The organism is Agromyces seonyuensis (assembly GCF_009789225.1).
In the GTDB taxonomy this organism is placed as follows: domain Bacteria; phylum Actinomycetota; class Actinomycetes; order Actinomycetales; family Microbacteriaceae; genus Agromyces; species Agromyces seonyuensis.
Genome location: NZ_WSTA01000003.1, coordinates 30,276 through 56,537, shown reverse-complemented (window position 1 = coordinate 56,537; position 26,262 = coordinate 30,276). Strand labels below are relative to the sequence as shown.

At 72.3% G+C, this 26,262-nt stretch carries 30 protein-coding genes; 20 read left to right on the top strand and 10 right to left on the bottom strand.

The window, feature by feature from the left end; all coding sequences use genetic code 11:
* Nucleotides 1-123 precede the first annotated feature (123 nt).
* The 6 genes from pcaH (at nucleotide 124) to dctP (ending at nucleotide 5,532) form a co-directional block, all read left to right on the top strand.
* Nucleotides 124-936, top strand: a complete 813-nt coding sequence (gene pcaH / locus GB864_RS01420; RefSeq protein ID WP_160422499.1) for a protocatechuate 3,4-dioxygenase subunit beta — start codon at nucleotides 124-126, stop codon at nucleotides 934-936.
* The gene (gene pcaG, locus GB864_RS01415; protein ID WP_160422498.1) at nucleotides 936-1,514 is read left to right on the top strand and encodes a protocatechuate 3,4-dioxygenase subunit alpha; all 579 of its coding nucleotides are present in this window, start codon (nucleotides 936-938) and stop codon (nucleotides 1,512-1,514) included. The genes pcaH and pcaG overlap by 1 nt, the downstream gene beginning before the upstream one ends.
* Complete coding sequence (locus GB864_RS01410; RefSeq protein WP_236778803.1) at nucleotides 1,504-3,090, top strand: lyase family protein; 1,587 nt, start codon at nucleotides 1,504-1,506, stop codon at nucleotides 3,088-3,090. Before pcaG ends, GB864_RS01410 begins: the two co-directional genes overlap by 11 nt.
* On the top strand, nucleotides 3,087-3,881 hold the full coding sequence (locus GB864_RS01405) for an alpha/beta fold hydrolase (protein ID WP_160422497.1): 795 nt from the start codon (nucleotides 3,087-3,089) through the stop codon (nucleotides 3,879-3,881). Before GB864_RS01410 ends, GB864_RS01405 begins: the two co-directional genes overlap by 4 nt.
* The gene (gene pcaC, locus GB864_RS01400) at nucleotides 3,878-4,279 is read left to right on the top strand and encodes a 4-carboxymuconolactone decarboxylase (RefSeq protein ID WP_160422496.1); all 402 of its coding nucleotides are present in this window, start codon (nucleotides 3,878-3,880) and stop codon (nucleotides 4,277-4,279) included. The genes GB864_RS01405 and pcaC overlap by 4 nt, the downstream gene beginning before the upstream one ends.
* A gap of 197 nt (nucleotides 4,280-4,476) precedes the next feature.
* The gene (gene dctP, locus GB864_RS01395; protein WP_160422495.1) at nucleotides 4,477-5,532 is read left to right on the top strand and encodes a TRAP transporter substrate-binding protein DctP; all 1,056 of its coding nucleotides are present in this window, start codon (nucleotides 4,477-4,479) and stop codon (nucleotides 5,530-5,532) included.
* Nucleotides 5,533-5,833: 301 nt separating this feature from the next.
* Here dctP and GB864_RS01390 read toward each other — a convergent pair whose 3' ends face one another.
* On the bottom strand, nucleotides 5,834-6,496 hold the full coding sequence (locus tag GB864_RS01390) for a helix-turn-helix domain-containing protein (protein WP_160422494.1): 663 nt from the start codon (nucleotides 6,494-6,496) through the stop codon (nucleotides 5,834-5,836).
* 4 nt (nucleotides 6,497-6,500) lie between these two features.
* Entirely contained in the window at nucleotides 6,501-7,238 is a 738-nt protein-coding gene (locus GB864_RS01385) for an IclR family transcriptional regulator (protein ID WP_160422493.1), read from the bottom strand.
* A gap of 159 nt (nucleotides 7,239-7,397) precedes the next feature.
* On the opposite strand from GB864_RS01385, the gene GB864_RS01380 reads away from it, so the two are divergent.
* Genes GB864_RS01380 through GB864_RS01365 form a run of 4 tightly spaced genes read left to right on the top strand, consistent with a single transcriptional unit; the run spans nucleotide 7,398 to nucleotide 10,114 of the window.
* Nucleotides 7,398-8,048 carry a TRAP transporter small permease gene (locus GB864_RS01380; protein ID WP_160422492.1) on the top strand — a complete coding sequence of 217 codons (651 nt, stop codon included), beginning with the start codon at nucleotides 7,398-7,400 and terminating at the stop codon, nucleotides 8,046-8,048.
* A 5-nt stretch (nucleotides 8,049-8,053) separates the two neighbouring features.
* Nucleotides 8,054-9,331, top strand: coding sequence for a TRAP transporter large permease (locus GB864_RS01375; RefSeq protein ID WP_160422491.1), 1,278 nt, complete (start codon nucleotides 8,054-8,056; stop codon nucleotides 9,329-9,331).
* A gap of 28 nt (nucleotides 9,332-9,359) precedes the next feature.
* Nucleotides 9,360-9,815, top strand: coding sequence for a type II 3-dehydroquinate dehydratase (locus GB864_RS01370; RefSeq protein ID WP_160422490.1), 456 nt, complete (start codon nucleotides 9,360-9,362; stop codon nucleotides 9,813-9,815).
* Nucleotides 9,812-10,114: a Dabb family protein gene (locus tag GB864_RS01365; protein ID WP_160422489.1), complete on the top strand. Its 303-nt coding sequence runs from the start codon at nucleotides 9,812-9,814 to the stop codon at nucleotides 10,112-10,114. Before GB864_RS01370 ends, GB864_RS01365 begins: the two co-directional genes overlap by 4 nt.
* A gap of 244 nt (nucleotides 10,115-10,358) precedes the next feature.
* Here the strand turns inward: GB864_RS01365 and GB864_RS01360 are convergent, their stop codons facing one another.
* A complete protein-coding gene (locus GB864_RS01360) occupies nucleotides 10,359-11,150 on the bottom strand; it encodes an IclR family transcriptional regulator domain-containing protein (protein ID WP_160422488.1) in 792 nt (263 codons plus the stop codon).
* A gap of 110 nt (nucleotides 11,151-11,260) precedes the next feature.
* Between GB864_RS01360 and GB864_RS01355 the strand changes: the two genes are divergently transcribed.
* The 3 genes from GB864_RS01355 to GB864_RS01345 are packed head-to-tail and all read left to right on the top strand — an operon-like array spanning nucleotide 11,261 to nucleotide 13,943.
* Nucleotides 11,261-12,019 carry a 3-oxoacid CoA-transferase subunit A gene (locus GB864_RS01355; protein WP_336603832.1) on the top strand — a complete coding sequence of 253 codons (759 nt, stop codon included), beginning with the start codon at nucleotides 11,261-11,263 and terminating at the stop codon, nucleotides 12,017-12,019.
* Nucleotides 12,016-12,732, top strand: a complete 717-nt coding sequence (locus GB864_RS01350; protein WP_160422487.1) for a 3-oxoacid CoA-transferase subunit B — start codon at nucleotides 12,016-12,018, stop codon at nucleotides 12,730-12,732. Before GB864_RS01355 ends, GB864_RS01350 begins: the two co-directional genes overlap by 4 nt.
* Nucleotides 12,729-13,943 (top strand): acetyl-CoA C-acetyltransferase, encoded by a 1,215-nt coding sequence (locus tag GB864_RS01345; protein WP_202106907.1) that lies wholly within the window; start codon nucleotides 12,729-12,731, stop codon nucleotides 13,941-13,943. The genes GB864_RS01350 and GB864_RS01345 overlap by 4 nt, the downstream gene beginning before the upstream one ends.
* A gap of 308 nt (nucleotides 13,944-14,251) precedes the next feature.
* On the opposite strand, the gene GB864_RS01340 is transcribed toward GB864_RS01345, so the two are convergent.
* Nucleotides 14,252-14,794 (bottom strand): acyl-CoA thioesterase, encoded by a 543-nt coding sequence (locus tag GB864_RS01340; RefSeq protein WP_160422486.1) that lies wholly within the window; start codon nucleotides 14,792-14,794, stop codon nucleotides 14,252-14,254.
* On the bottom strand, nucleotides 14,791-15,702 hold the full coding sequence (locus tag GB864_RS01335) for an alpha/beta fold hydrolase (RefSeq protein ID WP_160422485.1): 912 nt from the start codon (nucleotides 15,700-15,702) through the stop codon (nucleotides 14,791-14,793). The genes GB864_RS01340 and GB864_RS01335 overlap by 4 nt, the downstream gene beginning before the upstream one ends.
* Nucleotides 15,703-15,748: 46 nt before the next feature.
* Between GB864_RS01335 and GB864_RS01330 the strand changes: the two genes are divergently transcribed.
* The gene (locus tag GB864_RS01330; protein ID WP_160422484.1) at nucleotides 15,749-16,210 is read left to right on the top strand and encodes a hypothetical protein; all 462 of its coding nucleotides are present in this window, start codon (nucleotides 15,749-15,751) and stop codon (nucleotides 16,208-16,210) included.
* 4 nt (nucleotides 16,211-16,214) lie between these two features.
* Here GB864_RS01330 and GB864_RS01325 read toward each other — a convergent pair whose 3' ends face one another.
* The gene (locus tag GB864_RS01325) at nucleotides 16,215-16,736 is read right to left on the bottom strand and encodes a hypothetical protein (RefSeq protein WP_160422483.1); all 522 of its coding nucleotides are present in this window, start codon (nucleotides 16,734-16,736) and stop codon (nucleotides 16,215-16,217) included.
* A gap of 123 nt (nucleotides 16,737-16,859) precedes the next feature.
* On the opposite strand from GB864_RS01325, the gene GB864_RS01320 reads away from it, so the two are divergent.
* Together GB864_RS01320 and GB864_RS01315 are read left to right on the top strand one after the other, a co-directional pair.
* The gene (locus tag GB864_RS01320) at nucleotides 16,860-17,249 is read left to right on the top strand and encodes an iron chaperone (protein ID WP_160422482.1); all 390 of its coding nucleotides are present in this window, start codon (nucleotides 16,860-16,862) and stop codon (nucleotides 17,247-17,249) included.
* A gap of 32 nt (nucleotides 17,250-17,281) precedes the next feature.
* Nucleotides 17,282-17,920, top strand: a complete 639-nt coding sequence (locus GB864_RS01315) for a GyrI-like domain-containing protein (RefSeq protein WP_160422481.1) — start codon at nucleotides 17,282-17,284, stop codon at nucleotides 17,918-17,920.
* 138 nt (nucleotides 17,921-18,058) lie between these two features.
* On the opposite strand, the gene GB864_RS01310 is transcribed toward GB864_RS01315, so the two are convergent.
* Complete coding sequence (locus GB864_RS01310) at nucleotides 18,059-19,006, bottom strand: LacI family DNA-binding transcriptional regulator (RefSeq protein ID WP_160422480.1); 948 nt, start codon at nucleotides 19,004-19,006, stop codon at nucleotides 18,059-18,061.
* 134 nt (nucleotides 19,007-19,140) lie between these two features.
* On the opposite strand from GB864_RS01310, the gene GB864_RS01305 reads away from it, so the two are divergent.
* Complete coding sequence (locus GB864_RS01305) at nucleotides 19,141-20,160, top strand: zinc-dependent alcohol dehydrogenase (protein WP_160422479.1); 1,020 nt, start codon at nucleotides 19,141-19,143, stop codon at nucleotides 20,158-20,160.
* Nucleotides 20,161-20,355: 195 nt separating this feature from the next.
* Here GB864_RS01305 and GB864_RS01300 read toward each other — a convergent pair whose 3' ends face one another.
* Nucleotides 20,356-21,021, bottom strand: coding sequence for a hypothetical protein (locus tag GB864_RS01300; RefSeq protein WP_160422478.1), 666 nt, complete (start codon nucleotides 21,019-21,021; stop codon nucleotides 20,356-20,358).
* 214 nt (nucleotides 21,022-21,235) lie between these two features.
* On the opposite strand from GB864_RS01300, the gene GB864_RS01295 reads away from it, so the two are divergent.
* A complete protein-coding gene (locus GB864_RS01295) occupies nucleotides 21,236-22,510 on the top strand; it encodes a DUF445 domain-containing protein (RefSeq protein WP_160422477.1) in 1,275 nt (424 codons plus the stop codon).
* A 79-nt stretch (nucleotides 22,511-22,589) separates the two neighbouring features.
* Entirely contained in the window at nucleotides 22,590-23,153 is a 564-nt protein-coding gene (locus tag GB864_RS01290; protein ID WP_160422476.1) for a dihydrofolate reductase family protein, read from the top strand.
* Nucleotides 23,154-23,282: 129 nt separating this feature from the next.
* On the opposite strand, the gene GB864_RS01285 is transcribed toward GB864_RS01290, so the two are convergent.
* Together GB864_RS01285 and GB864_RS01280 are read right to left on the bottom strand one after the other, a co-directional pair.
* A complete protein-coding gene (locus GB864_RS01285; RefSeq protein ID WP_160422475.1) occupies nucleotides 23,283-23,732 on the bottom strand; it encodes a hypothetical protein in 450 nt (149 codons plus the stop codon).
* Nucleotides 23,733-23,874: 142 nt separating this feature from the next.
* Complete coding sequence (locus tag GB864_RS01280; protein ID WP_160422474.1) at nucleotides 23,875-25,614, bottom strand: FAD-dependent oxidoreductase; 1,740 nt, start codon at nucleotides 25,612-25,614, stop codon at nucleotides 23,875-23,877.
* Between the two features lie 55 nt (nucleotides 25,615-25,669).
* On the opposite strand from GB864_RS01280, the gene GB864_RS01275 reads away from it, so the two are divergent.
* On the top strand, nucleotides 25,670-26,242 hold the full coding sequence (locus GB864_RS01275) for a TetR family transcriptional regulator (protein WP_160422473.1): 573 nt from the start codon (nucleotides 25,670-25,672) through the stop codon (nucleotides 26,240-26,242).
* Nucleotides 26,243-26,262: the final 20 nt, after the last annotated feature.

Sequence of the window (26,262 nt, the reverse complement as noted above, 5' to 3'; positions counted from 1 at the left end):
GTTCCCATTGAGTGAGAACGATTGGGCGGCGGGCCGGGTTCGGGCGCACCATGGAACCGTTCCACGAGTCATCCGGAGCCCCGATGCGGGTCCCGACGACGTCGACGAAGACGGAAGAGACCCATGACCGAACCTGCAGCGGCCCCCGAAAGCCTGCTCGCCTCGCCCGACCAGCTCACGCAGCGCGAGATCACCCAGGAGATCGTCGACCTTCACGCCGCCTTCGCGGCCCGCGAGGCCGCCGGCGAGACGCTCCCGGCGACGATGCTCGACTTCGCGCCGTACCGCTCGAGCGTGCTGCGCCACCCCACCAAGAACCCGAAGCTCGTCGACCCCGAGACGATCGAGCTGCGCTCGCCGGCCTACGGCCAGCGCGACGTCGCGGCGATCGAATCCGACCTCACGATCCAGCACGCGGGCGAGCCGCTCGGCGAACGGATGACCGTGCAGGGCCGGCTCCTCGATTCCTGGGGGCGTCCCGTCGCCAACCAGCTCGTCGAGATCTGGCAGGCCAACGCGGCCGGACGCTACATCCACCAGCGCGACCAGCATCCGGCGCCCCTCGACCCGAACTTCACCGGCGCCGGCCGCATCGTCACGAACGAGCGCGGCGAGTACAAGTTCACGACGATCAAGCCCGGGCCCTACCCGTGGAAGAACCACGTCAACGCCTGGCGGCCCGCCCACATCCACTTCTCGGTGTTCGGCACGGGCTTCACGCAGCGCATCGTCACCCAGATGTACTTCCCGGGCGACCCGCTGTTCGCCCTCGACCCGATCTACAACACGATCCACCGGCAGCGCGATCGCGACAACCTCGTGGCGACCTACGACCACGACCTGACCACGCCGGAGTTCTCGACCGGCTACCGCTGGGACATCGTCGTCGACGGCCCCGACGCCACCTGGTTCGAACCGGAAGCAGGGGAGCACTGATGGCCGCCGTCGCACCCGCCCACTGGGGCCCGAAGACCCACGACGCGACCGCCGGGCAGACCGTCGGCCCGTTCTTCGCCTACGGCACCGAGTTCGAGCGCATGAACGAGATCGCCTTCCCGCATTCGCCCGGCGCGATCGTGCTCGGCGGCACCGTCTTCCAGGGCGACGGGGCGCCGATCCCCGACGCGATCATCGAGGTGTGGGGAGCCGACGTCGACGGCTCCATCCCCCGTGCGCGGGGCTCGCGCAAGCGCGACGGGCACACGTTCACCGGCTACGGCCGCACCTTCACTGACGACGAGGGCCACTGGGAGTTCTGGACCCGCGCGCCCGGCGCGACCGAGCCCGGCAGGCCGGCCTTCTTCGCCGTCATCGTCTACGCGCGCGGCCTGCCGAGCAAGCTGCACACGCGCATCTACCTGCCCGACGACGAGGCCGCGCTCGCCGCGGACCCGTTCCTCGCCTCGCTCGACGACGACGAGCGGGCGAGCCTCATCGCGACCCGCACCCCCGAGGGCCTGCGCCACGACTTCCGCCTCCAGGGCGAGCACGAGACGGTCTTCCTTGCCTTCTGAGCCCGCCCCGATCGACGTCGGCCTGCTGTCGCCCGTGACGGCCGGCCACGACGACGCCGTCTCGGATGCGGCCGTGCTCGACGCGCTCGTCGCCGTCGAGATCGCGCTCGCGCGCTCGTACGAGCGCATCGGGCTCGCGCCCGCGGATGAGGTGGCTGCGGTGGAGGACGGACTCGCCCGGTTCCGCCGGTCGAGGAGCGACGAAGGAGCGTCTCGAGACCCCGCAGCGGACCTTCAGGGGTCTCGATACGGCGCTGCCGCGCCGACTCGACCGGCGGGAGTCGACCCTGGCGCGCCGACTCGACCGGCGGGAATCGACCCCGGCGCGCCGACTCGACCGGCGGGAATCGACCCCGGGGCGCCGACTCGACCGGCGGGATTCGACCCCGCCGTGCTCGCGCGCGAGGCCGTCGCCGGCGGCAACCCCGTCATCCCGCTCGTCGGCGCGCTCAAGGCCGCCGTTCCGGAGGACGGCCGACGCTGGGTGCATCGCGGCGCGACCTCGCAGGACGTGCTCGACTCGGCCCTCATGGTCGTCGCCGCGCGCGCGGCCGGGCTCGTGCTCGACGACCTCCGGGCCGTCGAGGGGGCGCTCGCGCGGCTCGCCGCGGCCCACCGCGACACCGTGGGCGCGGCGCGAACGCTGACCCAGCACGCCGTGCCGATGACCATGGGCCTGCGGATCGCGAACCGGCTCCGCGGGCTCCGCCGTGCGGCCGCGCGCCTCGAGGACGCCCGCTTCGCCCTGCCCGCCCAGCTCGCCGGCGCGGGCGGCACGCTGGCGTCGTTCGTCGAGCTCGCGGGACCGGAGGGCGCCGCCGAACTGCCCGCCGCCTTCGCCGCCGAACTCGGCCTCGCCGTGCCCGATGCGCCGTGGCACACGACCCGCTGGCCCGTCACCGAACTCGGCGACGCGCTCACCGGCGTGCTCGACGCCCTCGGTGCGATCGGCACGGATGTCGCGACCCTCAGCCGCACCGAGATCGGCGAGCTCGCCGAAGGCGCGGGCGGCGGCTCGTCGGCGATGCCGCAGAAGCGCAACCCCGCCGGATCGGTGCTGCTGCGCTCCGCCGCGCTGCGCGCCCCCGGCCTCGCGTCGACGCTGCACCTCGCGGCGGCCCTCGCGGGCGACGAGCGCCCCGACGGCGCCTGGCACGCCGAGTGGCCGACCCTGCGGGAGCTGCTGCGCCTCGCGCTCGGTGCCGCGGCGAACGGCCGACGGCTGGCCGAGGGGCTGCGCGTCGACGACGCAGCCGTCGCCCGCAACCTGGATGCCACGCACGGCGCGATCCTCGCCGAACGGCTCTCGCTCGTGCTCGGCGCCGACACGGCTCGCGAGGTGCTCGACGACCTGACCCGCCGGTCGCGCGGCGCCGGAGGAGCGTCTCGAGACGGCGCCGGCGCGCCGACTCGACCGACGGAGCGGGACCTCGCCGCCGTGCTCGAAGCGCGCGGCCTCGACCCAGCCCTCGCCGACCCCGCGGGCTACACCGGCCTCGCCGGAGCGCTCGTCGACGATGCCGTCGGCACCGCCGCATCGGGCATCCTGGAACCCGAACCGCTGGAGGAACCGTGACCGTCCCCGTGCTGCGCTTCACCGAACCCGTCGGCCCCGCCGGCGCGCCGCTGCTCGTGCTCGGGCCTTCGCTCGGCACCTCGGCGATCCTCTGGGAGGACGTCGTGCCGCTCCTGGCCGACCGCTACCGCGTGACCGCGTGGGAGCTGCCCGGCCACGGGGCCGCGCCCGCGACGACCGACTCCTTCACGATCGGCGAGCTCGCCGACGCCGTTGCGGCGGCGATCGCCGAGTTCGGCGGCCAGGCGTTCTACGCCGGCATCTCCATCGGCGGCGCGACCGGCCTCGAGCTGCTGCTCCGGCATCCGGACCTCGTCGACGCGGCGGCGGTCCTCGCGTCCGGCGCGAGCCTCGCCACCCCCGAATCCTGGCGCGAGCGCGCCGCGCAGGTGCGGGCGCAGTCCACGTCGAGCCTCATCAGCGGGTCGGCGCAGCGCTGGTTCGGGCCGACGTCGGTCGCCGACCGTCCCGAGCTGACCGGTCGGCTGCTGCACGTGCTGCAGGACGCCGACGATGAGAGCTACGCCCTCGCGTGCGAGGCGCTCGCCGCGTACGACGTGCGCGAGCAGCTCGGCGGGATCGAGGCGCCGCTGCTCGTCGTGTGGGGCGAGCACGACCAGGTCGCTCCGGTCGAGAAGGCCGGCGAGATCGCGTCGGGCGTCGCGAACGCCGAGCTCGTCGAGATCGAGGATGCCGCCCACCTACCGGCCGCCGAGCGCCCGGCCGCGACCGCCGCCGTGCTCGGCGCGTTCTTCGATGCGCACTCGCGCAGGGAAGGAGCATCCCGATGACCCGGCCCGACGGCGACGGCTTCAGCGACGGCGAGCGCTACGACCAGGGCATGGCGGTGCGCCGCGAGGTGCTCGGCGACGCCCACGTCGACCGCGCCGTCGCGGGCACCACCGAGTTCACCGCCGACTTCCAGGACTTCATCACGCGCACCGCGTGGGGCGACGTCTGGTCGCGGCCCGGACTCGACCGTCGCTCGCGCTCGGTCGCGGTGCTCTCGACCCTCATCGCGCTCGGCCACCACGAGGAGTTCGCGATGCACTGCCGCGCCGCGCTGCGCAACGGGCTGACCGTGGACGAGATCCGCGAAGTCATCCTGCAGTCCGCGATCTACGCCGGCGTGCCGGCGGCCAACACGGCCTTCCGCATCGCGCGCGAGGTCTTCGACGCCGAGGCCTGAATCGGGCGCCGTCCCATTCCCCGGGACGGGTCTTCCGGAAATGTACTGTTCAGTACAGAGTCGGATCGCCACCGGGCCGATTCATTGACAGCGCTGTCGACGAACCTTCGCAAGAGCCGACACGGGAATCACCGACTCGCCCATCCAGGCGCACCCGTCCCGGCCGGGACGGGTGCCGACGCACGAGGAGAGGTCACATGGTCACATCCCACCCGGCGCGACGCCGCATCGCGGTCGCGTCGGTCTTCGCAGCAAGCGCGCTCGTCCTCGCGGGATGCTCGAGCAGCGCCGACCCCGAGCCGAGCGCCTCCGGCGGCGCCTCGGAGAACGAGGACGTCACGATCTCGGTCGCGACGAGCCAGAACGAGGAGACCCCGAACTACTACTGCGGCGTCGAACTGCTGCAGGAGCGGCTCGAAGGCGCCGACATCGGCTTCACCGTCGAGCTCTACCCCGCGAGCCAGCTCGGCCCCGACGCCGACCGCTTCCCGCTCGTGCAGGCCGGCGACATCGACATCGACCTGCAGGGCGCCTCGGCGCTCAGCTCGACGTTCGAGCCCATCGGCGTCGTGGACGCCGCCTACGCGTTCGACGACGTCGACCACGCGTTCGACTGGATCGACAACGGCTCCGAGGATCTGTTCGCGGCGTTCCACGATGCCACGGGCGTCACGATCGTCGACGGCTGGTTCTTCGGCAACCGCACCTTCACCACGAAGGACGTCGAGGTGAGGAGCCCCGAGGACCTCGCCGGCGTGCCGATCCGTTTCCCGAACTCGCCGGCGTTCCTCGCCAACGCCGAGGCGCTGGGGGTCACGAACCCCGTGTCGGTCGCAGTGGAGGAGGTCTACACGGCGCTCCAGCAGGGCATCGCGGTCGGTCAGGAGAACCCCATCGTCGCGACGCGCTCCTCGAGCTACGACGAGGTGCTCAACACTGCGATCCTGAACAACCACAACGTCGGCATCCACTGGATCATCGTGAGCGACGCGACCTACGACAAGCTCAGCGACGAGCAGGCCGCCCTCCTCGACGAGACGATCCACGAGATCCGCCCCGAGAACGCCACGTGCGTCGACGAGGCGACCGAGGAGATCCTCGACGAGTACCGGGCGAACGACGCCTTCACGGTGATCGAGACGGAGGACATCGACATGGATGCCTTCATCGACCAGTCCGAGGAGTACTTCGAGGGCCACTTCACGGGCGAGTCGCTCGAGTACTACCAGGCGATCCGCGAACTGGCGGGCTGATCGGCCGAGCAGGATGACGGGGCGGGCGCGATGCGCCCGCCCCGTTCCGTCGGTCGAGACCTCGGCAGGTCGGCCCGCGTGGTCTCGATACGCTCCTTCGTCGCTACTCGACCGACGGGGCGTCGGTCGAGTAGGCGCGCAGCGCCGTATCGAGACCTTCGTGGGGGGTCTCGAGACGCTCCTTCGTCGCTACTCGACCGACGGGGTGTTGGTCGAGTAGGCGCGCCAGCGCCGTATCGAGACCTTCGTGGGTCGGCCTGCGGGGTCTCGAGACGCTCCTGCGTCGCTGCTCGACCGGCGGTCAGCCCGCGAGGCGGTGCTGCAGTGCGACTGACGCCTCGCGCAGCGCGGCCCGGATCGGGTCGGAGGAACCGGCCGCGGCCGAGCGGGTCACGGCGATCGCGGCGACCGCACGGCCCTCGACCCCGAGCCCGGGAACGGCGAGGTGCTCGACCCCGGCCTCCGGGTCGACCGACTCCGATCCCGCGCCGGCCCGGATCGCGGCGGCGAGGGCAGCTGCGAGCGAGGGCTCCGGCTCCGCCACCTCTCCCACCGAGAAGCGCTCGCCGATCGCGAGGTCGGCCGCCACCCCGCCGATGCCCCGGATCGATGCGACGACGAGCGCGTCGTCCCCGTCGACGAGGGCGATGCACACCGCGAGGCCGGTGGCGTCGCGGAGTGCGGTCGCGATGGGCACGGCGGCGTGCCGGAGCGCCCGCGGGCGCTCGACGGACTGGCCGAGTTCGAAGAGCCGCAGGCCGAGGAACAGGCGGTCGCCGACGCGGTCGAGGTAGCGGCGGCGCACGAGGTCGGCCGCGATGCGCGAGACGGTGGACTTCGGCAGGCCGGCCCGACGGGCCAGTTCCGAGACGCCGAGGCCGTCGTCGTCGCCGTCCACGAACGCCTCGAGGATCGCGGTCACCCGATCGAGCACGCCGGTGGCGTCGGCTCCGTCGCTCGCCATCCCGTCAGGCCGCCGACAGCCGACGGGACATGCTGAGCCCGGCCGCGCGCACGAGGGGCGCGGCGTGCTGGGCGTTCATCGAGTCCGCCGGCCCGGCGAGGGAGACCGCGCCGATCACGGTGCGGTCGGCGGAGAAGACGGGGCTCGCGACGGCGACGATGCCCGGGTACGCGACCCCCGCATCCGTCGCGACGTTCGAGGCGCGCACGAGGTCGAGCTCATGGCGGAAGCCGCTCGCGGCATCCGGGACGAGCTCGGCGCTCAGCCGGTCGACGACCGTGCGGTCGGCGCAGAAGGCGAGGAAGGCCTTGCCGCTCGCGGTCGTGAGGGCGGGGGAACGCATCCCGGCGCGCGTCGGCAGCATCGGGAGCCGGCCGGCGACGGCGGCGAGGGAGACCATCTCGGCGCCGTGGTGCACCCAGATGCCGACACGGTCGCCCGTGGCCTCCCACAGCTCCCGCATGACGGGGGCCGCGGCGGTCATGAGACGGCGGGGGAGCCCGGCGCGGGCGCCGAGCTCGAAGACGCGGAGTCCGAGGCCGACGGTGCCGTCGGCGTTCCGGACGAGGAATCGCTGATCGACGAGCCCGGCGGCGAGCCGCGAGACGGTCGACTTGGGCATGTTCGTTCGCGTTGCGAGCTCGGTGATCGACGTCGATCGCTCCGATTCCTTGACGGCATCCAAGATCGCCAGGTAGCGGTCGAGCACCGAGATCGTCGCTGCAGTCTGCGCTGACCTCATGCCGTAAGTATCCAACCGGTACATTGTCGTCGGCAAGCCTCCGTCTCGGCTGTCCCACTCCGTGGGACGCTCCTTCCACGCGCGGCCCGAGGCGGATGCAATACCCACGGGCGATCCGCGCCCACGACGCAGTGGCCGCGCCCGACACGGAGGTGGAACATGCCCGATGAGCCCGTCGAGCCCGAGGAACCGGAGCGCACCAGGCCGCCGGACGGCGGGGGTGCCGGCACCCCCAACGACACCGATCAGTCGATCTTCGGCCACACCGACTCGTTCTACGCCGTGCCGGAGCTCAACCGCGACGCCCCGCGCGACCCCCTCGCGCTGCGCTGGATCTCCAAGGGCGAGCTCGCGATCGCCATGGTGCTCTTCGCGATCGTGTTCATCGGCGTCATGTACCAGGTGCTCGGCCGTTACGTGCCGCAGGCCGCCTGGATCGGCGCCGGCGAGGCCGCGCTGCTCTCGATGATCGCCCTGACCTTCATCACGACGGGCTACCTCGTCGGGCGCAACGGGCACATCGTGCTCGAGATCTTCGACGGCCTCCTCGCGGGCACGAAGCTCTTCGTCGCGCTGCGCGTCGTCTCGGCGGTCATCATGGTGCTCATCTGCCTCGCGCTCTCGTACGAGGCGGTCATCAAGATCGACTCCGAGTGGGCGCGCGCGAGCGCGGCGATGCGCATCCCCCAAGGCGCGATCTACGTCTTCGCCCTCATCGGCTTCGTCTCCGGCGCGCTCAACTCCGCCTGGAAGATCCCCTACGCGAACCGCCCCGAGCGCAAGCTCGAACTCGGCGAGATGGACGTCTGACCCCCATGGACCTCTGGCTCTACATCGCCCTCATCGTCATCCTGCTGCTGCTGCGCGTGCCCGTCGCCTTCGCGATGATCGGGCCGAGCATGCTGTACTTCTACAGCCACGGCCTCTCCTCCGGCTACGCGCTGCAGTCGATCGTGAACGGCGTCAACAGCTTCCCCCTGCTGGCCGTGCCCCTGTTCATCTTCGTCGGCACGATCGCCAACCACCTCGGCATCGCCACCCGGCTCTACGACTTCGCCCGCGCGGCCCTGTCGTGGCTGCCCGGCAACCTCGCGTTCGTGAACCTCGGCACCGCGATCGGCTTCTCGTGGATCAGCGGCTCGGCGCTCGCCGACGCGGCCTCGACCAGCAAGGTGCAGATCCCGCAGATGCTGAAGGCGGGCTACCCCTACGGCTTCTCGGCCGGCCTCACGGCCTCGGGCTCGCTCATGAGCACGGTCATGCCGCCGAGCATCCCGGCGGTGCTCTTCGCCGCGACGGCATCCATCTCGACGGGCGCGCTGTTCGCGGGCTCGATCCTCCCGGCGCTGCTCATGGCGCTCGGCCTCGGCCTCTACGTCTTCATCTGGGTGAAGCTGCACCCGAAGGTCGCGGGCCGGCAGCCGTTCGACGGCGGGATGTTCCGCAGATCGATCGTGCGCGTGCTCGGCCCGATCGTGCTGCCCGTCATCATCCTCGGCGGCATCTTCAGCGGCTGGTTCACCCCGACCGAGAGCGCCGGCATCGCCGCGGCGTACATGCTCGTGCTCGGCGCCGCCTACCGCACGCTCACCTGGAAGGGCCTGCTCGCCGCCGTCAAGGAGACGGTGATCATCTCCGGCGGCATCCTGCTCATCCTCGGCGCCTCCAACCTCATGGGCCAGGTGCTCGCCCGCGAGCAGGTCACGCGGGCGCTCGGCGAGTGGCTGACGGGGCTCACCGACAACCCGGTCGTGTTCCTGCTGCTGCTCAACGTGCTGCTGATCCTGCTCGGCATCTTCCTCGAGGCCGCACCGGTCATCCTCGTGCTCGCGCCGATCCTCATCCCGATCACCGCGCAGTTCGGCATCGACCCCGTGCAGCTCGGCGTCATCATGATCCTCAACCTCATGATCGGCTCCCTGACCCCGCCGGTGGGCGCGGTGCTCTTCGTCGTCGGCTCGATCACGAGGCGGCCGATGGGGCAGCTCTTCCGCGGCATCCTGCCCTTCCTCATCCCGCTCGGCGTCGTGCTGCTCGCCCTGACGCTGTTCCCGGGGATCGTCACCGTCGTGCCGGACCTGCTCGGGCTCTGAGCACCCGCTCCATCAGAAAGGAACCGCCGTGACCCGGAAGCTCTTCGTGCTCAACGGACCCAACCTGAACATGCTCGGCCACCGCGAGCCCGAGCTGTACGGCACCACGACGATCGACGACATCCGCGACTCGTGCGCGCGCCTCGCGGCGGAGGCGGGCTTCGAGCTCTTCTTCGGCCAGTCCAACGCGGAGTCGCAGCTCATCGACTGGCTGCACGACGCGTACCGCGAGGATGCCGCCGTGGTCATCAATCCGGCGGGGCTGAGCTTCCGCTCGATCCCGCTGCTCGACGCGCTGCTCATGCTGCGCACCCCGATCGTGGAGATCCACCTCACGAACATCCACCGCCGCGACGCGCTGCACCAGGACTCGCTCGTCTCGACGGTCGCGACCTCGGTGATCGCCGGCGCGGGCGCCTTCGGCTACGAGCTCGCGATCCGTGCGATCGATCAGCTCGTGCCGCGGGCGAGCGAGGCGGCGTGATCCGTCACGTCGCGGTGTTCCGGTTCGCGCCCGAGTTCACCGCGGCCGACCGCGAGCACTGGATGGGGCTGCTGCGGGCGCTGCCCGGCCAGGTCGAGGGGCTGCGCTCGCTCACGGCCGGCGTCGACGTGGTCGGGGGCGCCGCAGCGTGGGAGCTCGCGATCGTGGCCGACTTCGACGACGTGGCTGCGCTCGAGCGGTACACCGCGTATCCGGCGCATCAGGAGGTGCTGCGCATCTCCGCGCCCGTGAAGACGGCGCTCGCGACGGTCGACTTCGAAGTGCCGTCGGTCGAGTAGCGACGCAGGAGCGTATCGAGACCCCGTTCGTCGGTCGAGTAGCGACCCCGTTCGTCGGTCGAGTAGCGACCCCGTTCGTCGGTCGAGTAGCGACGCAGGAGCGTATCGAGACCCAGCGACCGGTCTCGATACGCGCTCCGCGCTACTCGACCGACGGATGGCCGCTCCGCGCTACTCGACCGACGGATGGCCGCTCCGCGCTACTCGACCGACGGATGGCAGCTCCGCGCTGTTCGACCGACGTTCAGGTCAGGCGGATGCCCGTGCGCGCGAGGTCCTCGGAGATCGCCGCCGCCGCGCGCCGCAGCGGGAGGACGAACGCCTCGTCGTCGGCGCTGCGGCGGGCCGGTGCGGCGACGTTGACAGCCGCGATGACGCGACCGGCGGCGTCGCGCACGGGTGCGGCGACCGAGCGCACGCCCGCCTCGAGCTCCTGGTCGACGAGGGCCCACCCTCGCTCGCGCACCCGGGTGAGCTCCGCGCGGAGTTCGGCTGGGTCGGTGATCGTGGCGGTCGTGCGCGGTGCGAGGTCGGCCGTGCGGAGGAACTCGTCGAGGGCATCGTCGTCGAGGCCGGCGAGCAGCACTCGGCCCATCGAGGTCGCGTAGGCGGGGAAGCGGGTGCCGACGCCGATCGCGACGGACATGATGCGCGAGACCGCGGAGCGCGCGACGTAGACGATGTCGTGGCCGTCGAGGATCGCCGCGGAGGAGGACTCGTGCACCTCGTCGGAGAGGTGCTGGAGGTGCGGCTGCGCGACCTGGGGGAGCGAGAGGCCCGAGAGATACGCGTAGCCGAGCTCGAGCAGGCGCGGGCGCAGGTGGAACTCGCGGCCGTCGGTGCCGACGTAGCCGAGGTCGACGAGCGTGTGCAGGAAGCGCCGGGCCGCGGCACGGCTCATGCCCGTCTCGCGGGCGACCTCGCTGAGCGTGAGCACGGGCCGGTCGGGTCCGAAGGCGCGGATGACCGCGAGCCCGCGGTCGAGGGACTGCACGAAGTCGGGGTCGCGGGGCGCCGGGTCATCCGTCTGCGGCATGGGGTGTCCTCCGATCGTCGGTGCTAGCATCCGAGTATCCACCCTGCGAACACGTGTTCGCAATGCGAACAGGGTTCGACGGGACACCCGAACACACGCGAGGAGGCGCCGTGATCGACAAGACCACGCCGGACGCCGCCGCTGCGGTCGCGGACATCCCCGACGGCGCGACGGTCATGATCGGCGGCTTCGGCCGCGCGGGACAGCCCGTCGAGCTCATCGACGCGCTCATCGCCCACGGCGCGGCCGACCTGACGATCGTCAACAACAACGCCGGCAACGGCGACACCGGCCTCGCGGCGCTGCTCGCCGCCGGCCGGGTGCGCAAGATCGTCTGCTCCTTCCCGCGCCAGTCCGACTCGTGGGTCTTCGACGGCCTCTACCGCGACGGGAGGATCGAGCTCGAGCTCGTGCCGCAGGGCAACCTCGCCGAGCGCATCCGGGCCGCGGGCGCCGGCATCGGCGCGTTCTTCTCGCCCACCGGCGTCGGCACCGAGCTCGCCGAGGGCAAGGAGGCGCGCACGATCGAGGGCCGCGACTACGTGCTCGAGTACCCGATCCGCGCCGACTTCGCGCTCATCGCGGCGCGCGCCGCCGACCGCTGGGGCAACCTCGTCTACCGCGAGACAGCCCGCAACTTCGGTCCGATCATGGCGTCGGCCGCGACGACCACGATCGTGCAGGTCGACGAACTCGTGCCGCTCGGCTCGCTCGACCCCGAGACCGTGGTCACCCCCGGCATCTTCGTCGACCGGGTCGTCCCGGTGGGCATCCGGTCCTGGCTCGACGCCGACGGCGCCTTCGTCGGCGGGGTCGACCTCGAAGGGCGGCCGCTCGCCGCCGCGACCGCCGAGGAGGCAGCCGCATGAGCGCGCAGCGCACCGCCGGCACCCGCATCTCGCGCGACGAGCTCGCCGCCGTCATCGCGGCGGACATCCCCGAGGGCTCGATCGTCAACCTCGGCATCGGCGCCCCGACGCTCGTCGCCAACGCGCTCCCCGAGGGGCTCGAGATCATCCTCCACACCGAGAACGGGATGCTCGGCATGGGTCCGGCGCCCGAGCCCGGCCGGATCGATCCCGACCTCATCAACGCCGGCAAGCAGGCCGTCACCGAGCTGCCGGGCGCCGCGTACTTCCACCACGCCGACTCGTTCGCGATGATGCGCGGCGGTCACCTCGACGTGTGCGTCCTCGGCGCCTTCCAGGTCTCGGAGCACGGCGACCTCGCCAACTGGTCGACGGGTGCGCCCGGCGCGATCCCGGCGGTCGGCGGTGCGATGGACCTCGCCATCGGCGCGAAGTCCGTCTACGTCATGACCGACCTGCTGACGAAGACGGGGGAGTCGAAGCTCGTGGCATCCTGCTCGTACCCGCTCACCGGCGTCGGCTGCGTCACGCGCGTCTACACCGACCACGCCGTCTTCGACGTCACGCCCGACGGGTTCGCCGTGCGGCAGGCGTTCGGCGACAACACGATCGACTCGCTCGCCGAGCTCACCGGGCTCGCGCTCGTCGACGCGACGCAGGGTTCGTCGCCGGATGCCTCGGGCGGCGCCCGCACGAAGGAGGAAGTCCGATGACCGAGCTGCGCGAAGTCGTGATCGCGTCGCCGCTGCGCACGCCCGTCGGCCGTTTCGGCGGCGCGCTCGCCGCGGTGCCGGCGACGAAGCTCGCCGAGACGGTGCTGATCGCGCTGCTCGAGCGCTCCGGCCTCGACCCGGCCGCGGTCGACGGCGTCATCGCCGCGCAGGGCTACCCGAGCATGGAGGCGCCCGCCTTCGGCCGCGTCGCCGCGCTCGACGCGGGCTTCCCCGTCACGACGACGGGCTATCAGCTCGACCGTCGCTGCGGCTCGGGCCTCCAGGCCGTCGTCAATGCCGCGATGGAGGTGCAGACCGGGGCCTCCGAGGTCGTCGTCGCCCTCGGCGCCGAGTCGATGTCGAACGCGCCGTTCTACACCGTCGAGGGCCGCCGCGGCATCGTCGGGGCCGGCCTCATGCTCCACGACGCCCTCACCCGCGGCCGCGAGACCGTCGCCGGTCGCCGCTTCCCGAGCCCCGAGGGCAACGTCGGCGCGGCCGAGCGGCTTCGCCGCGACTACGGCATCTCGCGCGAGGCGCAGGACGCCTTCGCGCTGCAGTCCCACCGTCGCGCCGTCGCCGCGCAGTCCTCCGGCGCGTTCGACGCCGAGCTTGTGCCCGTCACGGTGCCCGGCCGCAAGGGCGACACGATCGTCGATCGCGACGAGCATCCGCGGGCCGACACCTCGCTCGAGTCGCTCGCGGGCCTGCGCCCCATGCTCGGCCGCAGCGACCCGGATGCGACCGTGACCGCGGGCAACGCCTCCGGCCAGAACGACGCCGCGGCCGCCGCGATCGTCACGACCCCCGAGCGGGCGGCCGCCCTCGGCCTGACGCCGATGCTGCGGCTCAGGTCCTGGGGCGTCGCCGGCAACGAGCCCGCCCTGTTCGGCGTCGCACCGGTGCCCGCGGCGAATCTGGCGCTCGCCCGCGCCGGTGTCGGCTTCGCCGACCTCGACGTGATCGAGCTCAACGAGGCCTTCGCCGTGCAGGTGCTCGCGTGCCTCGCCGACTGGGGGCTCGACGCCGAGGATCCGCGCCTCAATCCCCGCGGCTCGGGCATCTCGATCGGGCATCCGATCGGCGCGACGGGCCTGCGCATGCTCGCGACCCTCGCCCACGAGCTCCCCGCGCTCGACGGGAACCTCGCCCTCGAGACGATGTGCATCGGCGGCGGCCAGGCGCTCGCGGCGGTCTTCGAGCGCGTCTGAGGCACCCTCGCTGGTCGAGTAGCGACGAAGGAGCGTATCGAGACCCGGTGACCCGACCGTTGGTCGAGTAGCGACGAAGGAGCGTATCGAGACCCGGTGACCCGACCGTTGGTCGAGTAGCGACGAAGGAGCGTATCGCGACCAGGGGACCGTACGACGGAGCCGGGTCTCGATACGCTTCGCTACTCGACCGGCGGGGGGTCTCGATACGCTTCGCTACTCGATCGGCGGGGAGGGGGGTCTCGATACGCTTCGCTACTCGACCGACGTGGGTGTACTCGACCAACGAACGGTCTCGATACGCTTCGCTACTCGACCCGCGCGGAGACGTACTCCTTCGGGATGACCGCGTTCGCGGTCCACTCGTCGAGCCACTCGGGCAGCTCGAGGTGCGCGGGGTGCTCGCCCGCGAGGGCGAAGAGCTCGTCGTGGTCGACCGAGCCGCCCGACTTCTTCAGGAACCGGCTGCGCACGATCGCCTGCGCGTAGACCGTCGAGCCGACGACGAAGGTCTGCTCGAGGTAGCCCCAGCGCTCGTCGAAGCCGAGGATGCGCGTGTACACGTCGAACCGCTGCCACGGCTGCAGCGACTTGCGGTAGGCGATCGTCTGGCCGGCGACGACCGGGTACCACCCGGCATCCTCCAACCGCTTCCAGAAGCCCGAGCGGATCATGAGGTCCATGCGGGCGACGTCCATGATCGTCAGGTACTTGCCGTTGTTCATGTGCCCGAGCAGGTCGAGGTCGGTCGGCACGACGCGGAACGGCGTGCGGGAGGTGTCCCAGACGCCGAGGCGGCCGCGGCGCTCCGCGTTCAGGCGCAGCAGCAGCAGGCGGAGGTAGAGGTTCATCGGGCGTCCCGTTCGGTCGAGGCGGAAGGTCGGGCGGCGCGCTCGGCGCGTGCGGATGCCGCGCGCCGCTGCACCCACTCGAGCACGGGCGGCCAGAGCGTGTCGGACTGCGTCGGCTTGAAGAAGCCGAGATGGCCGGCGGGGGAGCCGGGTGCGGGCGTCAACTGGAGGCGTTCGATGGGGGCCGCCGGCAGGTGGGCTGCGAAGCGGTCCATCCCGTGCGGCGTCGACCACGGGTCGTCGTCGATGCCGACGTAGAGGGTCGGGATCGCGTAGCCCGCACCGCGGCGGCGGGCATCCATCGACGGATCGTCGAAGAAGTACTCGGTCTTGCGCGTCCAGCCCGACCACTCGAGCATCGCGGCGGCAGGCAGGTCCTCGCCGAGTCCGAACCGGCGTCCCGGCATGTAGCCGACGACCCGCGTCGCGACGGGGGCGACGGCGCCGAGCAGCAGTCGCACGCGCGCTCGCTCGCGCGGGTCCGGGATGAGCTTCGTGTTGGCGAGGTGCATCGAGACGAAGACGGCTCCGTCGAGGCGTCCGCGCCCGGCGCCGAGGGCGATCGCGTGGGCGCCGACGCTGTGCCCGATCGCGAGGAGCGGCAGGCCGGGCGCCAGTTCGGCGAGCCGGTCGGTCGCGGCATCCGCGTCGCGGTCGATCCAGTCGCGCATCCGCACGCCGCGGTCGAGGCTGCGCGGCGTCCGCGCCGAGCGCCCGGTACCGCGGTAGTCGTAGGTCAGCACCGTCGCACCGCGCTCGACGAGCGCCCGCGCGAACGACGCGTAGATCCGCGACGGCACCGCGGTCGCGGCATGGATGACGATCGCCAGGGCCGGCTCCTCCGCCTCGAACAGCGTGCCGACGAGCACCGCGCCGCCGGCGTCGATGCGGACCTCGGACTCGCGCACGTGACCTCCCGAACCAAGTGGATGCGACCCGACGACGTTAGGCGGGATGGCGGGAGCCGTCCGGATCTTCGTGCTGATCGACGCACCCGTGCGGCGCCCGGGCGCCCCGCGTTGGCGGGTCCCGACGAACCGGCGGCGCGTCGCGGGAGCGCCCGCGGGGGAGGTCGATCGATGGGAGGATCCGAGCAGGGACTCCGTCGCCCCCAGGCCTGCCGCTCCGCGTTCGAAGCTGCTGGTAGGGCTGCTCGTCGCCGGCGGTCTGCTCGTAGTGGGCGGCGCCGTGCTGCTCGCCGAGTCGCAGCCCGCCGTCGTCGGCTCCTTCGGCTGGTTCGCGTACCAGCCGCTCTCAGAATCCGTCTTCGTTCCGATGCTGCTCTCGCCGACCTCGATCGCCGGTTGGACCTGCCTCGGCTTCGGGGCGCTCGTGCTGGCCTTCGCCGCGGGACTCGCCGTCGGACGTCGCTCGCGCCCGTCGTCGGCCGACGCGGCCGCGGGAGGCCCGGCCTGAGTCGTCAGACCTCGAGCGCGCTCGCGTCGACGGCGGTGATGCGCGGGGGCACCGGTTGGTCGTGCTCGCCGGGCGCGGCGAGCACCTCGATGCCGGCGACGCCGGGATGCCCGAGGAGCCAGCCGCCGACCATCGACGCGCCGTCCAGCGCGCCGTCGAACACGGGCGCCTCCACGACGGTGCCGGTGAGGAAGAAGCGACCGTGGCCGTCGTTGAAGGCGGCGGCGCGCACGACGGCGCCGTGCTCGGGCACCTGCTCGCTCGGCGTCACCGAAGCGGGTTCCTCGAGCACCGTGATCGAGAGGAGGGAGCCGTCCGGCGCCTTCGCGGAGCCGATCGGGGAGCCTGCGACGGTGAAGTCGCCGGCGCTCGAGCGCTTGAGCTCGCCCTCGACGATCCATCGTCCGTAGCGCGGGTTCTCGAACTTCGCGGCGACGAGCGTGCCCGGTTCGAGGGCAGCGAGCTGCTCTTTCATGCCGCGCACGTCACGGCGCGGCGCCCGCCAGAGATCGCTCAGTTCAGCCACCCCGCGAGCCTACCCGCCGGGCCCGACGCCGCATCGCCCGGTCGGCCCGCAGCGGTCGACCGGTTGTGACGGGTCGGGCCGGATGCCTCGCGGCGGGCGCGCGGGACGGCTACGGTGACGCGCATGGTCGCCGCCAAGCCCTCCAACGTCGACGAGTACATCGCCGGGTTCCCGCCGGAGGTCGCCGGCCGACTGATCGCCGTGCGCGACGCGATCCACGACGTGCTCCCCGGTTCGCCCGAGAAGCTCCGCTACGGGATGCCCGCGATCGAGGTGCGGGGTCGGTACTGGATGCACTTCGCCGGGTGGAAGCACCACATCGGGCTCTACCCCGTGCCGCGTGCCGAGGGAGCGCTCGAGGAGGAGATCGCGCCCTGGCGCTCGAAGACCGACACCGTCGAGCTCCCGTACTCGAAGCCGCTGCCCCTCGAGCTCGTGCGCGACATCGCGGGGCTCATCCTCTCGCTCCACTCGTCGCCCTCGACCCATCCGGCGTCGCACCCGGGCGAGTAGCCGGCTCGTCCGCCGCTCAGTAGCGTCGGAGGATGGCCGCACCGACGAAGCTCGACCTCACGCGCGAGCACCGCGCCCTGTTCACGGCGCCGACGGCCGACTTCGTCGAGGTCGACGTGCCGGAGCTGACGCACCTCGCGCTCGCCGGGCACGGCGATCCCAACACGGCTCCCGCGTACGCCGAGGCGGTCGGCGCGCTCTACGCGGTCTCGTACTCGCTGAAGATGACGAGCAAGCGCTCCGGCGGCCCCGACTGGACGGTCGCGCCGCTCGAGGGGCTCTGGGATGCGGCGGACCCGAGCGTGTTCACCCGGGGACGCAAGACCGAGTGGGACTGGACGATGCTCATCCTGCAACCGGCGCACGTCGACGCGGCGGCGTTCGAGGCGGCCGTGGCCGCGGTCGCGACGAAGAAGCCCGAGCTCGCCGAACCGCTCGCACGCCTCGAACTGCGGCGCTGGACTGAGGGGCGCTCGCTCCAGATCCTGCACGTCGGCCCGTACGACGACGAAGCGCCGACGCTCGCGCGGCTGCACGACGAGGTCATGCCGGAGCGCGGTCTCGCGTTCGACGGCCTCCACCACGAGGTCTACCTCGGCGACCCGCGCCGCGCCGCTCCCGAGAAGCTGCGCACGATCCTGCGCCAGCCGGTGCGCCCGTCGGTCGAGTAGCGCTGGTCGAGTAACGAAGGTCTCGTCGGTCGAGTAGCGAAGGTCTCGTCGGTCGAGTAGCGAAGCGTATCGAGACCGCGTGAGGCGCCGTGCCGGGTCTCGATACGGCGCTGGCGCGCCGACTCGACCGACGGGGCTTCAGGCCGACTCGCGCCGGATGACCGTCGCCGCGAGCGAGGCCGACCCGCGGTCATCCGTCGCGGCGGGCAGGCCGAGCAGCTCGCGGGCCGCGCGCCGGCCGAAGGCCGCGGTGTCGATGCGCACCGTGGTCAGCGGGGGCTCGGCGAGTTCGGCGAACGGCGTCTCGTCGAAGCCGATGACCGCGAGCCGATCGGGCACCGCGAGGCCGAGTGCGCGGGCGGCCGCGAGCACGCGCATGGCCGCCTCGTCGTCGACGCCCGCGACGGCCGTGATCTCGGGATGCTCGGCGAGCAGTGCGGCGAGGGCGTCGCGGTCGTGGGCGGCGGCGGGGTGCCCGACCGCGACGGGGACGAGCGCCGGCAGGCCGGCCTCGGCCGCGGCGTCGCGCGCGTAGTCGAAGCGGAGGGCCCCGAGCCGGCTGAGGCGCTCGTCGCCGCGCAGCGCGAAGGCGATGCTCCGGTGCCCGGCGCCGACGAGGTGCCGCAGCTGCACCGCCGTGTGGGCCGCGAGTCCGTCGACCCAGCCGCCGTCGGCGAGCTCGGGCTCGTCGTCGAAGTAGACGCGGTCGAGGTCGAGCACCGCGCGCGGCGAGATGGCCGCGAGCACGGGGTCGGCGTCGTCCGGGGCGTCGCGGTAGCGCACGAGCAGCGTGTGCCCGTGCTCGGCGAGCTCGTCGGAGAGCCCGCCGATGAAGCCGGCGAGGGCGACGCCGTCGCGGGGGAGGCGGGCGACGTTGAGCACGACGATGCGGCTCGAGCCTTCGCGCAGCGCCCGCGCGAGGCCGTGCGGCACGTAGCCGAGCTCCGCGGCGGCCCGCCGCACGCGTTCGCGGGTGGCATCCGGGATGGTCTGACCCGGGGCGTCGTTGAGCACGAACGACACGGTCGACGCCGAGACGCCCGAGGCGCGCGCCACATCCTTCATCGTCACGCGCTTCGCAGCCATGCGCTTCTCCCCGATTCCCAGCCGACGCTCGGCAGCATCCAGACTAGACTCTCCTACTAATTCGATTTAGTGATCGAGCGACTCGAGCACCGGCGAGGATGCCGGGAGCCCCGGTCGCCCGGAAGGGAAGCACCATGCAGGCAGTCCACGTCACCGGCCCCGGCACCACCGCGATCGTCGAGGTCGACGAGCCCCAGGCCGGCCCGAACGACGTCCTCGTGCGCATCCGCGCCTGCGGCATCTGCGGCAGCGACCACACGTACACGATGTACGGCGGCATCCCGCCGCGGCAGGGCGCGACCCCGCTCGGGCACGAGCCCGCGGGCGAGATCGCGTTCGTCGGCGAGAACGTGATGGGCGCGAAGGTCGGCGACCACGTCGTGCTCGACACCATGCGCTTCACCGACGGCCTGCTCGGCTCGGGCGGGGCGCAGGGCGCGTTCTCGCCGATCGTGGCGATCTACGACGCGAAGCCCGGCGTGCAGTTCCGCGTCATCCCCGACCACATCCCCTTCGACGTCGCAGCGCTCAACGAGCCCATGGCCGTCGCCCTCCACGCCGTGAACCGGTCGCGCGCCGCCGCGGGCGAGCACGCCGTGGTGTTCGGCGCCGGCCCGATCGGCCTCGGCGCCCTGCTCGGGCTCAAGTCGAAGGGCGTCGCGAAGGTCGTCGTCGTCGACCTCCTGCCGAGCCGGCTCGAGAAGGCGCTCCAGGTCGGGGCCGACGCAGTCGTGAACTCCGGTGAGGAGGACGTCGCCGCGCGCCTGATCGAACTCTTCGGCGAGGCCCCCGCCGTCCTCGGCCAGCGCGGGGTGCGTCCCGACGTCGACGTGTTCATCGACGCGGCCGGCGCCCCCGTCATCCCGACGACGGTCTTCGGGCTCGCCAAGCAGGGCGCCCGCCTCGTCATCCCCGCCGTGCACAAGAAGCCCGTCGAGGTCGATTTCGGCACGCTGCTCACGACCGAGATCGAGATCATCATGTCGATGGGCTACCCGACCGAGATCTTCGAGGTCACCGACGACATCATCGCCAACTGGGAGAAGTACGCGCTCATCATCAGCGACCGCTTCCCGGCTGTCGACGTGCTCCACGCGCTCGAGGTCGCCGCGACCCCCGGCGCCGCCGACAAGGTCACGGTCGTCTTCGACTGACGTCCTGACGACCCGAATCAGGATGCCCCGTCGCCGTCGTCCTCCGTTGGTCGAGTAGCGAAGCAACCCCCTCCGCTGGTCGAGTAGCGAAGCAACCCCCTCCGTTGGTCGAGTAGCGAAGCGTATCGAGACCGGGTGACGTGTGCTCCGGGCTCCGGAAGGTCCGTTGCCGGGTCTCGATACGCTCCTTCGTCGCTACTCGACCAGCGGGAGACTGCGGCGGTCGAAGTCCGGGCGCACCTCGAAGCCGTCGCCGAGTTCAGCCTGGAGTTCCGTCGCGAGCGCGTACCCGCGGTCGTACCAGGCGTCGTCCGGCGCAGCCGAGTCGTCGACCCCGTGCCAGGCCGGGGCGACCGCCGTCTCCCAGTCGTCGCGCCAGGCGCGCAGCCGCGCCTCGAGGTCGGCGGACACCCCGAGATCGGCCCCGGTGAGCGTATACCGGTCGGCGAAGCTCTCCCAGAGCGGCTGGTCGTGCCCGGCATCCGGGAACAGGCGGATCACCCGACGTCCGTCGGGCAGCACGACCGGCCGCCCCTGCGTCGACTCCGCCATCAGGTAGCGGTCCTGCATCCGCGCCCGGCCGCGCCGCTCGACGGGCGTGCCGGGGGTCCCGTGGTAGTCCCAGCCCGAGAGCCAGACCAGCCCACGGCCGTCGGCCGAGTCATCCACGACGAGCGCGAGCGACCAGATCGCACCGTCGCGCCCGAAGACCGCGCCCGAATCGAGCACGTCCTCGAGCGAGGCATCCTCGAAGTCGATCTCGGTGAGGGCTCCGCCCGCCCCGCGGTAGACGTGCAGCCGGTACCGCGCGGACGACCGCTCCCACCGGGCATCCCGCCCGTCGACCTCGCTCGCGCGCATGGCGGCACGCTATCGCGCGCCCGTGGCGGTCGGCCTCCCAACTGCGCCACCTTCTCCGTGTCTGCGCCACCATTTCTGGCGCAACAGGTGAAGAGGTGGAGCGGCAGCGGCGGGTGCGGGAGGACGGCCCGGGGTGCGCGGCGGTTCAGGGTGGCCCGGCGGCCGGCCGGGGCGCGGGCGGGGCGCGCGGCGGCGTCGGTGCGAGGATGCCCGTATGGCGCGCACCCCGACCGCACTGCTGAGCCCCGCCGACCAGGCGCGGCGGCGCGGTCTGCGGCGCATGAAGTCCGTCGCCCTCGGGGCGCTCGTCGCGCTCGCCGTGGTCTTCGCCGTCGCGTTCGTGCTGCAGGAGCAGGTGCCGTGGCTCGCGTACGTGCGGGCGGCGGCCGAGGGCGGCATGGTCGGCGCGCTCGCCGACTGGTTCGCCGTGACCGCGCTCTTCCGGCATCCGCTCGGGCTGCCGATCCCGCACACCGCGATCATCCCGACCCGCAAGGACGAGATCGGCCGCACCCTCGGGGAGTTCGTCGAGACCAACTTCCTCTCGGAGGAGGTCGTGCGGGCCAAGCTAACGCAGACCTCGGTGGCGCGGCGTGCGGGGGAGTGGCTCGTGCAGCCGGCGAACGCCGCGCGGGTCGTCGACGAGGCCTCCACGATGGCATCGGGGGTGCTGCGCGCCCTCGGCGACGACGAGATGCAGGACGTGCTCGAGCGGCTCGCGCGCGAGCACCTCGTCGGTCCCGACTGGGCGCCCTCGCTCGGCGGTTGGCTCGAGCGTGTGGTGGATGCCCGCGCCCATGAGGGTGCCGTCGACCTCGCCGTCGACAGCGCCGCAGGGTGGCTGGCGGGCAACCGCACGGCGTTCGAGGGACTCGTGTCGCGGCGACTGCCGTCGTGGGTGCCGGGGGTCGCGCAGCGCCTCGTCGACGACACCGTCTACTCGGAGGCGGTCAAGTTCGTCGCGGCCGTGCAGGCCGACCCCGCGCATCCCGCGCGCCGGGCGATCGACGGGTACCTCGCCCGGCTCGCCGACCGGCTCCAGCACGACCCCGGCACCGGCGGACGGTTCGAGGACGCCAAGTCGGCCGTCTTCGACAGCCCGCGCGTGCGCGAGCTCGCCGGACAGGCGTGGGGCGCCGCGAAGACGGGGCTGCTCGCCGCGCTCGCCGACCCCGAATCCGCCCTGCGCCGACGGGCCCAGGATGCCGTGGCCGATCTCGGCGGACGGCTCGCGACCGACGAGGCCCTGCAGGCGCGCGCGGATGCCCGGATCGCCGACGCCGCCGGGCACCTCGTCGAGCGCTACCGGCACGACCTCGCCTCGATCATCGTCGACACCGTGGAGCGCTGGGATGCCGCGGAGACGACCGAGAAGATCGAGCTCATGGTCGGCCGCGACCTGCAGTACATCCGCTTGAACGGCACGGTCGTCGGCGCGCTCGCGGGGCTCGCGATCTTCGCGGTCGCCCAACTGCTGCCGACGCTCTAAGCGGACCCGCGTCACCGAGGCCTCGCGGCGCGGCGACGCCGCGAGTAGGTTCGGCGAGGATGCCGAAGGGGGCGAACGGATGCGACGCGTCACGTACTCGATGGGATGCTCGCTCGACGGCTACATCTCCGGGCCGGACGGCGGGTTCGACTGGGGCGCGCCGAGCGAGGAGGAGTTCGCCTTCTACCTCGACGAGCTCCGCGAAGCCGACGTGCACCTCCTGGGCCGGCGGCTCTACGAGACGATGGTCTACTGGGAGAGCGACGAGCACGCCGCCGAATGGACCGATCCGGAACGCGAGTGGGCGGTGCGTTGGCGCGAGATGCCGAAGACGGTGTTCTCGACCACCCTCGGCTCCGTCGTGGGCAACACGCGCCTGCTCGACGGCGGTCTCGTCGAGGAGATCGAGCGGCTGCGGGCCGAGCCCGGCGACGGCGACATCGCGATCGGCGGTGCCGGGCTCGCTCGGGCGGCCGCCGAGGCCGATCTCATCGACGTCTACCGCCCCCGCTTCTCCCCGGTGATCGTGGGCGGCGGGGTGCCCTACTTCCCGCAGATCGCGCGCCGGTTCGACCTCGAGCTCATCGCCACCCGCACCTTCGCCTCGGGCATGATCGCGTCGGACTACCGGGTCGTGCGCTGAGCGCCGACCGACTGCGTCGCGTCGCTCCCGCCCGCCGAGCAGAAGTCGCGGGGATGTCAGCGGCGTGTCGCTGTTGAGCGATCAGGACGTCGATCCGCTCGAGCGTTGCACCGGGAGGTGCTTCGCGGGTCAGGCGCGGGTGAACTCCATGACCCAGTTGCACTCCCAGGTCTCGCCGCCGTCGCGCGAGAACTCCTGCTGCCATCGCGCCGAAACCGGGGTGATGTCGGACCAGGTGAAGTGCGCCCTGATGGGCTCGCCTTCGTGGGTGTCGTCGCCGTAGAAGTCGCCGCGCCCGTCGGTGAACCGCCCGACGACAGGCGGAAAGAGCCGGCCCGTGCTGCTGTTCGCCCAGTAGATCGACCATTCGCCGCTCGCTTGGTCTTGGAACCGGATGCTCGCACCCGACCAGCCCTGCGTCGGGCAGTGCATCTCATCGACGTTGCCGACGCCGTCGAGCAGTGGACGCGCCCACGACGTCGCGGGGAACTCCTCCCACTCGTCGCTGCCCACGAACAGCTGCCGTAGCCGGCGGTTGGCGACGTTCCATTCGCCGGAGAGGAAGTCGAAATCGCTCATGGTGCGATCATCCAGCGAGCCACCGACAGCCGACCCCGTCACCGGGGCCTGCAACGCCGGCGCGCGACCCGTCGGCGCGACACGGGCCGGTTCTGGTGGAATCGGCCGTCTTCGCGTGGATCGGCACGTCGGCGTCGGGCCGTCAGGCGAGGGACTCCTCGGCTGCGGGCGCGGGATCCGGAGCGGCGGCGGGCGTGGATGCCGGGGCGGCGGGGGCCTGGACCGAGACCGGCGTCTGCGCGGCCGCGTGCATGGCCGCGAGGTAGCCGAAGACCGCGGCGGGGCCGATGGTCGAGCCGGGGCCCGGGTACGTGCGCCCCATGACGCTCGCCGTCGTGTTGCCGGCGGCGTAGAGCCCCTCGATCACCGCACCCTCGGTATCGAGCACGCGGGCGTGCTCGTCGGTGAGCAGGCCGCCCTTCGTGCCGAGGTCGCCGGGCACGATCATGGTGGCGCGGAACGGGCCGCGCTCCAGCGGGCCGAGGTTGGGGTTGGGCTTCACCCGCGGGTCGCCGTAGTAGTTGTCGTAGGCGGTGCGGCCGCGCCCGAAGTCGGCGTCGACGCCGGTCTTCGCGAAGCCGTTGAACCGCGCCACGGTCGCGCGGAACGTGTCGCGGTCGAGGCCGATCTTCCCGGCGAGCTCGTCGAGCGTCGGGGCATCCACGATGATCCCCTCGGTGCGCATCGCCTTGCCGCCGATGAGGCCGGCGGGGGCGAGGTAGCGCTGGGCGTGACGGCGCTCGGTGATGAGCCAGGAGTGATTCGCGGGCACGGTCCGGTCGCGTTCGAGCAGGTGGTGGCCGAAGTCGATGTAGCTCTCGGACTCGTTGAGGTAGCGCTGTCCGGTTTGGTCGACGACGATGCTGAAGGGGTCGCTGCGCTCGTTGAGGATGAACGACGCCTGCTTGCCGGGGATCGGCACCGATGCGCCCCACCACGCGTCGTCCATGAGGTCGAGGGCGCCGCCGGCCCCCGCACCCGCTTCGATCGCCGTGCCGAGGTCGCCCTCGGCGGCCGACGTGTGGCCGGGGATGCCGTGGTGGCGCTGCCGCCACTCGGTGCGGTGGGCGAACCCGCCGGCCCCGAGGATGACGCCGCGCCGCGCGCGGATCCGCTGCGACCCCGAGGGGCTCGACACGACGGCCCCGACGACGCGGCCCGAGGCATCCTGCACCAGCTCGGTGAGCGGCGAGGACAGCAGGATCTCGGTGCCCTGCTGCTTCACGATGAGCCCGAGGCTCAGCATGAGCCCGCCGCCCATGCCCATGAGCTTGCGGCCGGTGACGAGCCCGCCGAGGGTGCGGAACACGAACTGCGCGCCGCGCACGAAGCCCGACGGGGTGGACCAGGCGCGGGTGAGCAGCCACACGTCGTCGGTCTTCATCGGGATCGGCACGGCGTCCCTGATGCGGGAGGTGGCCTGCCAGTCGCCGAGCTTGTGCGCGTCGATCGGCTTGACCTCGATCGAACGGCCGATCTTGCCGCCGCGGCGGTCGGGGTAGTAGTCGGGGTAGTCCTTGCCGACGGTCCAGACGACGCCGAGTCGGCGCAGCAGTTCGAAGGTCGGGGTGACGCCGTCGACGAACGCCTCGCGGCGCTCCTGCGAGGAGGCCGGGCCGATGTCGGCGACGGGGCCGACGGATGCCTCGAGGTAGTCGAGCGCCTCCTGGCGGGAGTCCGCGATGCCGTGCTTGCGCATCGCGGGGTTGTTCGGCATCCAGAGGCCGCCGCCGGAGCGCATGGTGGTGCCGCCCCAGCGGTCGGTGCTCTCGACGACGAGCGTCTCGAGCCCCGCATCGGCGGCGGCGATGGCCGCGGTCAGGCCGGCCGCCCCCGACCCGGCGACGAGCACGTCGACTTCACGATCCCAATGGTCTGACATGGGTTCCTCCTCGAACCTCGAACCGGACAACGCTGTCCGGTCGTAACCTACTCCTGTGACCGTCGAGCGCAAGCCCAATCGCGGACCGAGCGCCGGCCCGGAGAACCGGCGGGCGCTCATCGCCGCCGCGCGCGCGGTCTTCGCGGAGGACGGCTACGACGCCCCCCTCAGCCGCATCGCCAAGCGCGCGGGCGTCGGCCAGGGATCCCTGTACCGGCACTTCCCCGACCGGCAGTCGATCGCGCTCGCCGTGTTCGACGAGAACCTCGCCGACCTCGAGGCCTTCATCGCGGACCCCGACCGCACGCTCGACGACCTCTTCGCGAAGCTCATCTCGCAGTCGATCGCGCACTCGTCGCTCATCGACTTCATGATGCGCGAGCGCGCCGACGATGCGGTGGTCGACCTCGGCGGCCGGCTCCGCACCATCGTCGAGCTCGCGGTCGAGCACGAACGTGCGGCCGGCCGCCTCGCCTCGGCCGCCTCGACCGATGACGTGCTGCTCGCCGTCTCGCTCATCGCGGCGCTCGTGTCGCGCACGCCGCCCGCCGATCGCCGCGCCGTCGCCGAGCGGGCGTGGGCGCTGCTGCACGCCGGGATGGGCGCGGCCCGGCCGGCGAACGGCTGATGCCGCGTCGCCCCGTCCGG

Coding starts and splice junctions, on each gene's coding strand:
- GB864_RS01345 (WP_202106907.1), top strand. CDS start 12,729: ATGACCGAGCTGCGCGAAGTCGTGATCGCGTCGCCGCTGCGCACGCCC.
- pcaC (WP_160422496.1), top strand. CDS start 3,878: ATGACCCGGCCCGACGGCGACGGCTTCAGCGACGGCGAGCGCTACGAC.
- GB864_RS01280 (WP_160422474.1), bottom strand. CDS start 25,614: ATGTCAGACCATTGGGATCGTGAAGTCGACGTGCTCGTCGCCGGGTCG.
- GB864_RS01320 (WP_160422482.1), top strand. CDS start 16,860: ATGGTCGCCGCCAAGCCCTCCAACGTCGACGAGTACATCGCCGGGTTC.
- GB864_RS01315 (WP_160422481.1), top strand. CDS start 17,282: ATGGCCGCACCGACGAAGCTCGACCTCACGCGCGAGCACCGCGCCCTG.
- GB864_RS01310 (WP_160422480.1), bottom strand. CDS start 19,006: ATGGCTGCGAAGCGCGTGACGATGAAGGATGTGGCGCGCGCCTCGGGC.
- GB864_RS01305 (WP_160422479.1), top strand. CDS start 19,141: ATGCAGGCAGTCCACGTCACCGGCCCCGGCACCACCGCGATCGTCGAG.
- dctP (WP_160422495.1), top strand. CDS start 4,477: ATGGTCACATCCCACCCGGCGCGACGCCGCATCGCGGTCGCGTCGGTC.
- GB864_RS01385 (WP_160422493.1), bottom strand. CDS start 7,238: ATGAGGTCAGCGCAGACTGCAGCGACGATCTCGGTGCTCGACCGCTAC.
- GB864_RS01340 (WP_160422486.1), bottom strand. CDS start 14,794: ATGAACCTCTACCTCCGCCTGCTGCTGCTGCGCCTGAACGCGGAGCGC.
- GB864_RS01295 (WP_160422477.1), top strand. CDS start 21,236: ATGGCGCGCACCCCGACCGCACTGCTGAGCCCCGCCGACCAGGCGCGG.
- pcaG (WP_160422498.1), top strand. CDS start 936: ATGGCCGCCGTCGCACCCGCCCACTGGGGCCCGAAGACCCACGACGCG.
- GB864_RS01380 (WP_160422492.1), top strand. CDS start 7,398: ATGCCCGATGAGCCCGTCGAGCCCGAGGAACCGGAGCGCACCAGGCCG.
- GB864_RS01300 (WP_160422478.1), bottom strand. CDS start 21,021: ATGCGCGCGAGCGAGGTCGACGGGCGGGATGCCCGGTGGGAGCGGTCG.
- GB864_RS01290 (WP_160422476.1), top strand. CDS start 22,590: ATGCGACGCGTCACGTACTCGATGGGATGCTCGCTCGACGGCTACATC.
- GB864_RS01390 (WP_160422494.1), bottom strand. CDS start 6,496: ATGGCGAGCGACGGAGCCGACGCCACCGGCGTGCTCGATCGGGTGACC.
- GB864_RS01350 (WP_160422487.1), top strand. CDS start 12,016: ATGAGCGCGCAGCGCACCGCCGGCACCCGCATCTCGCGCGACGAGCTC.
- GB864_RS01330 (WP_160422484.1), top strand. CDS start 15,749: ATGGCGGGAGCCGTCCGGATCTTCGTGCTGATCGACGCACCCGTGCGG.
- GB864_RS01285 (WP_160422475.1), bottom strand. CDS start 23,732: ATGAGCGATTTCGACTTCCTCTCCGGCGAATGGAACGTCGCCAACCGC.
- pcaH (WP_160422499.1), top strand. CDS start 124: ATGACCGAACCTGCAGCGGCCCCCGAAAGCCTGCTCGCCTCGCCCGAC.
- GB864_RS01360 (WP_160422488.1), bottom strand. CDS start 11,150: ATGCCGCAGACGGATGACCCGGCGCCCCGCGACCCCGACTTCGTGCAG.
- GB864_RS01375 (WP_160422491.1), top strand. CDS start 8,054: ATGGACCTCTGGCTCTACATCGCCCTCATCGTCATCCTGCTGCTGCTG.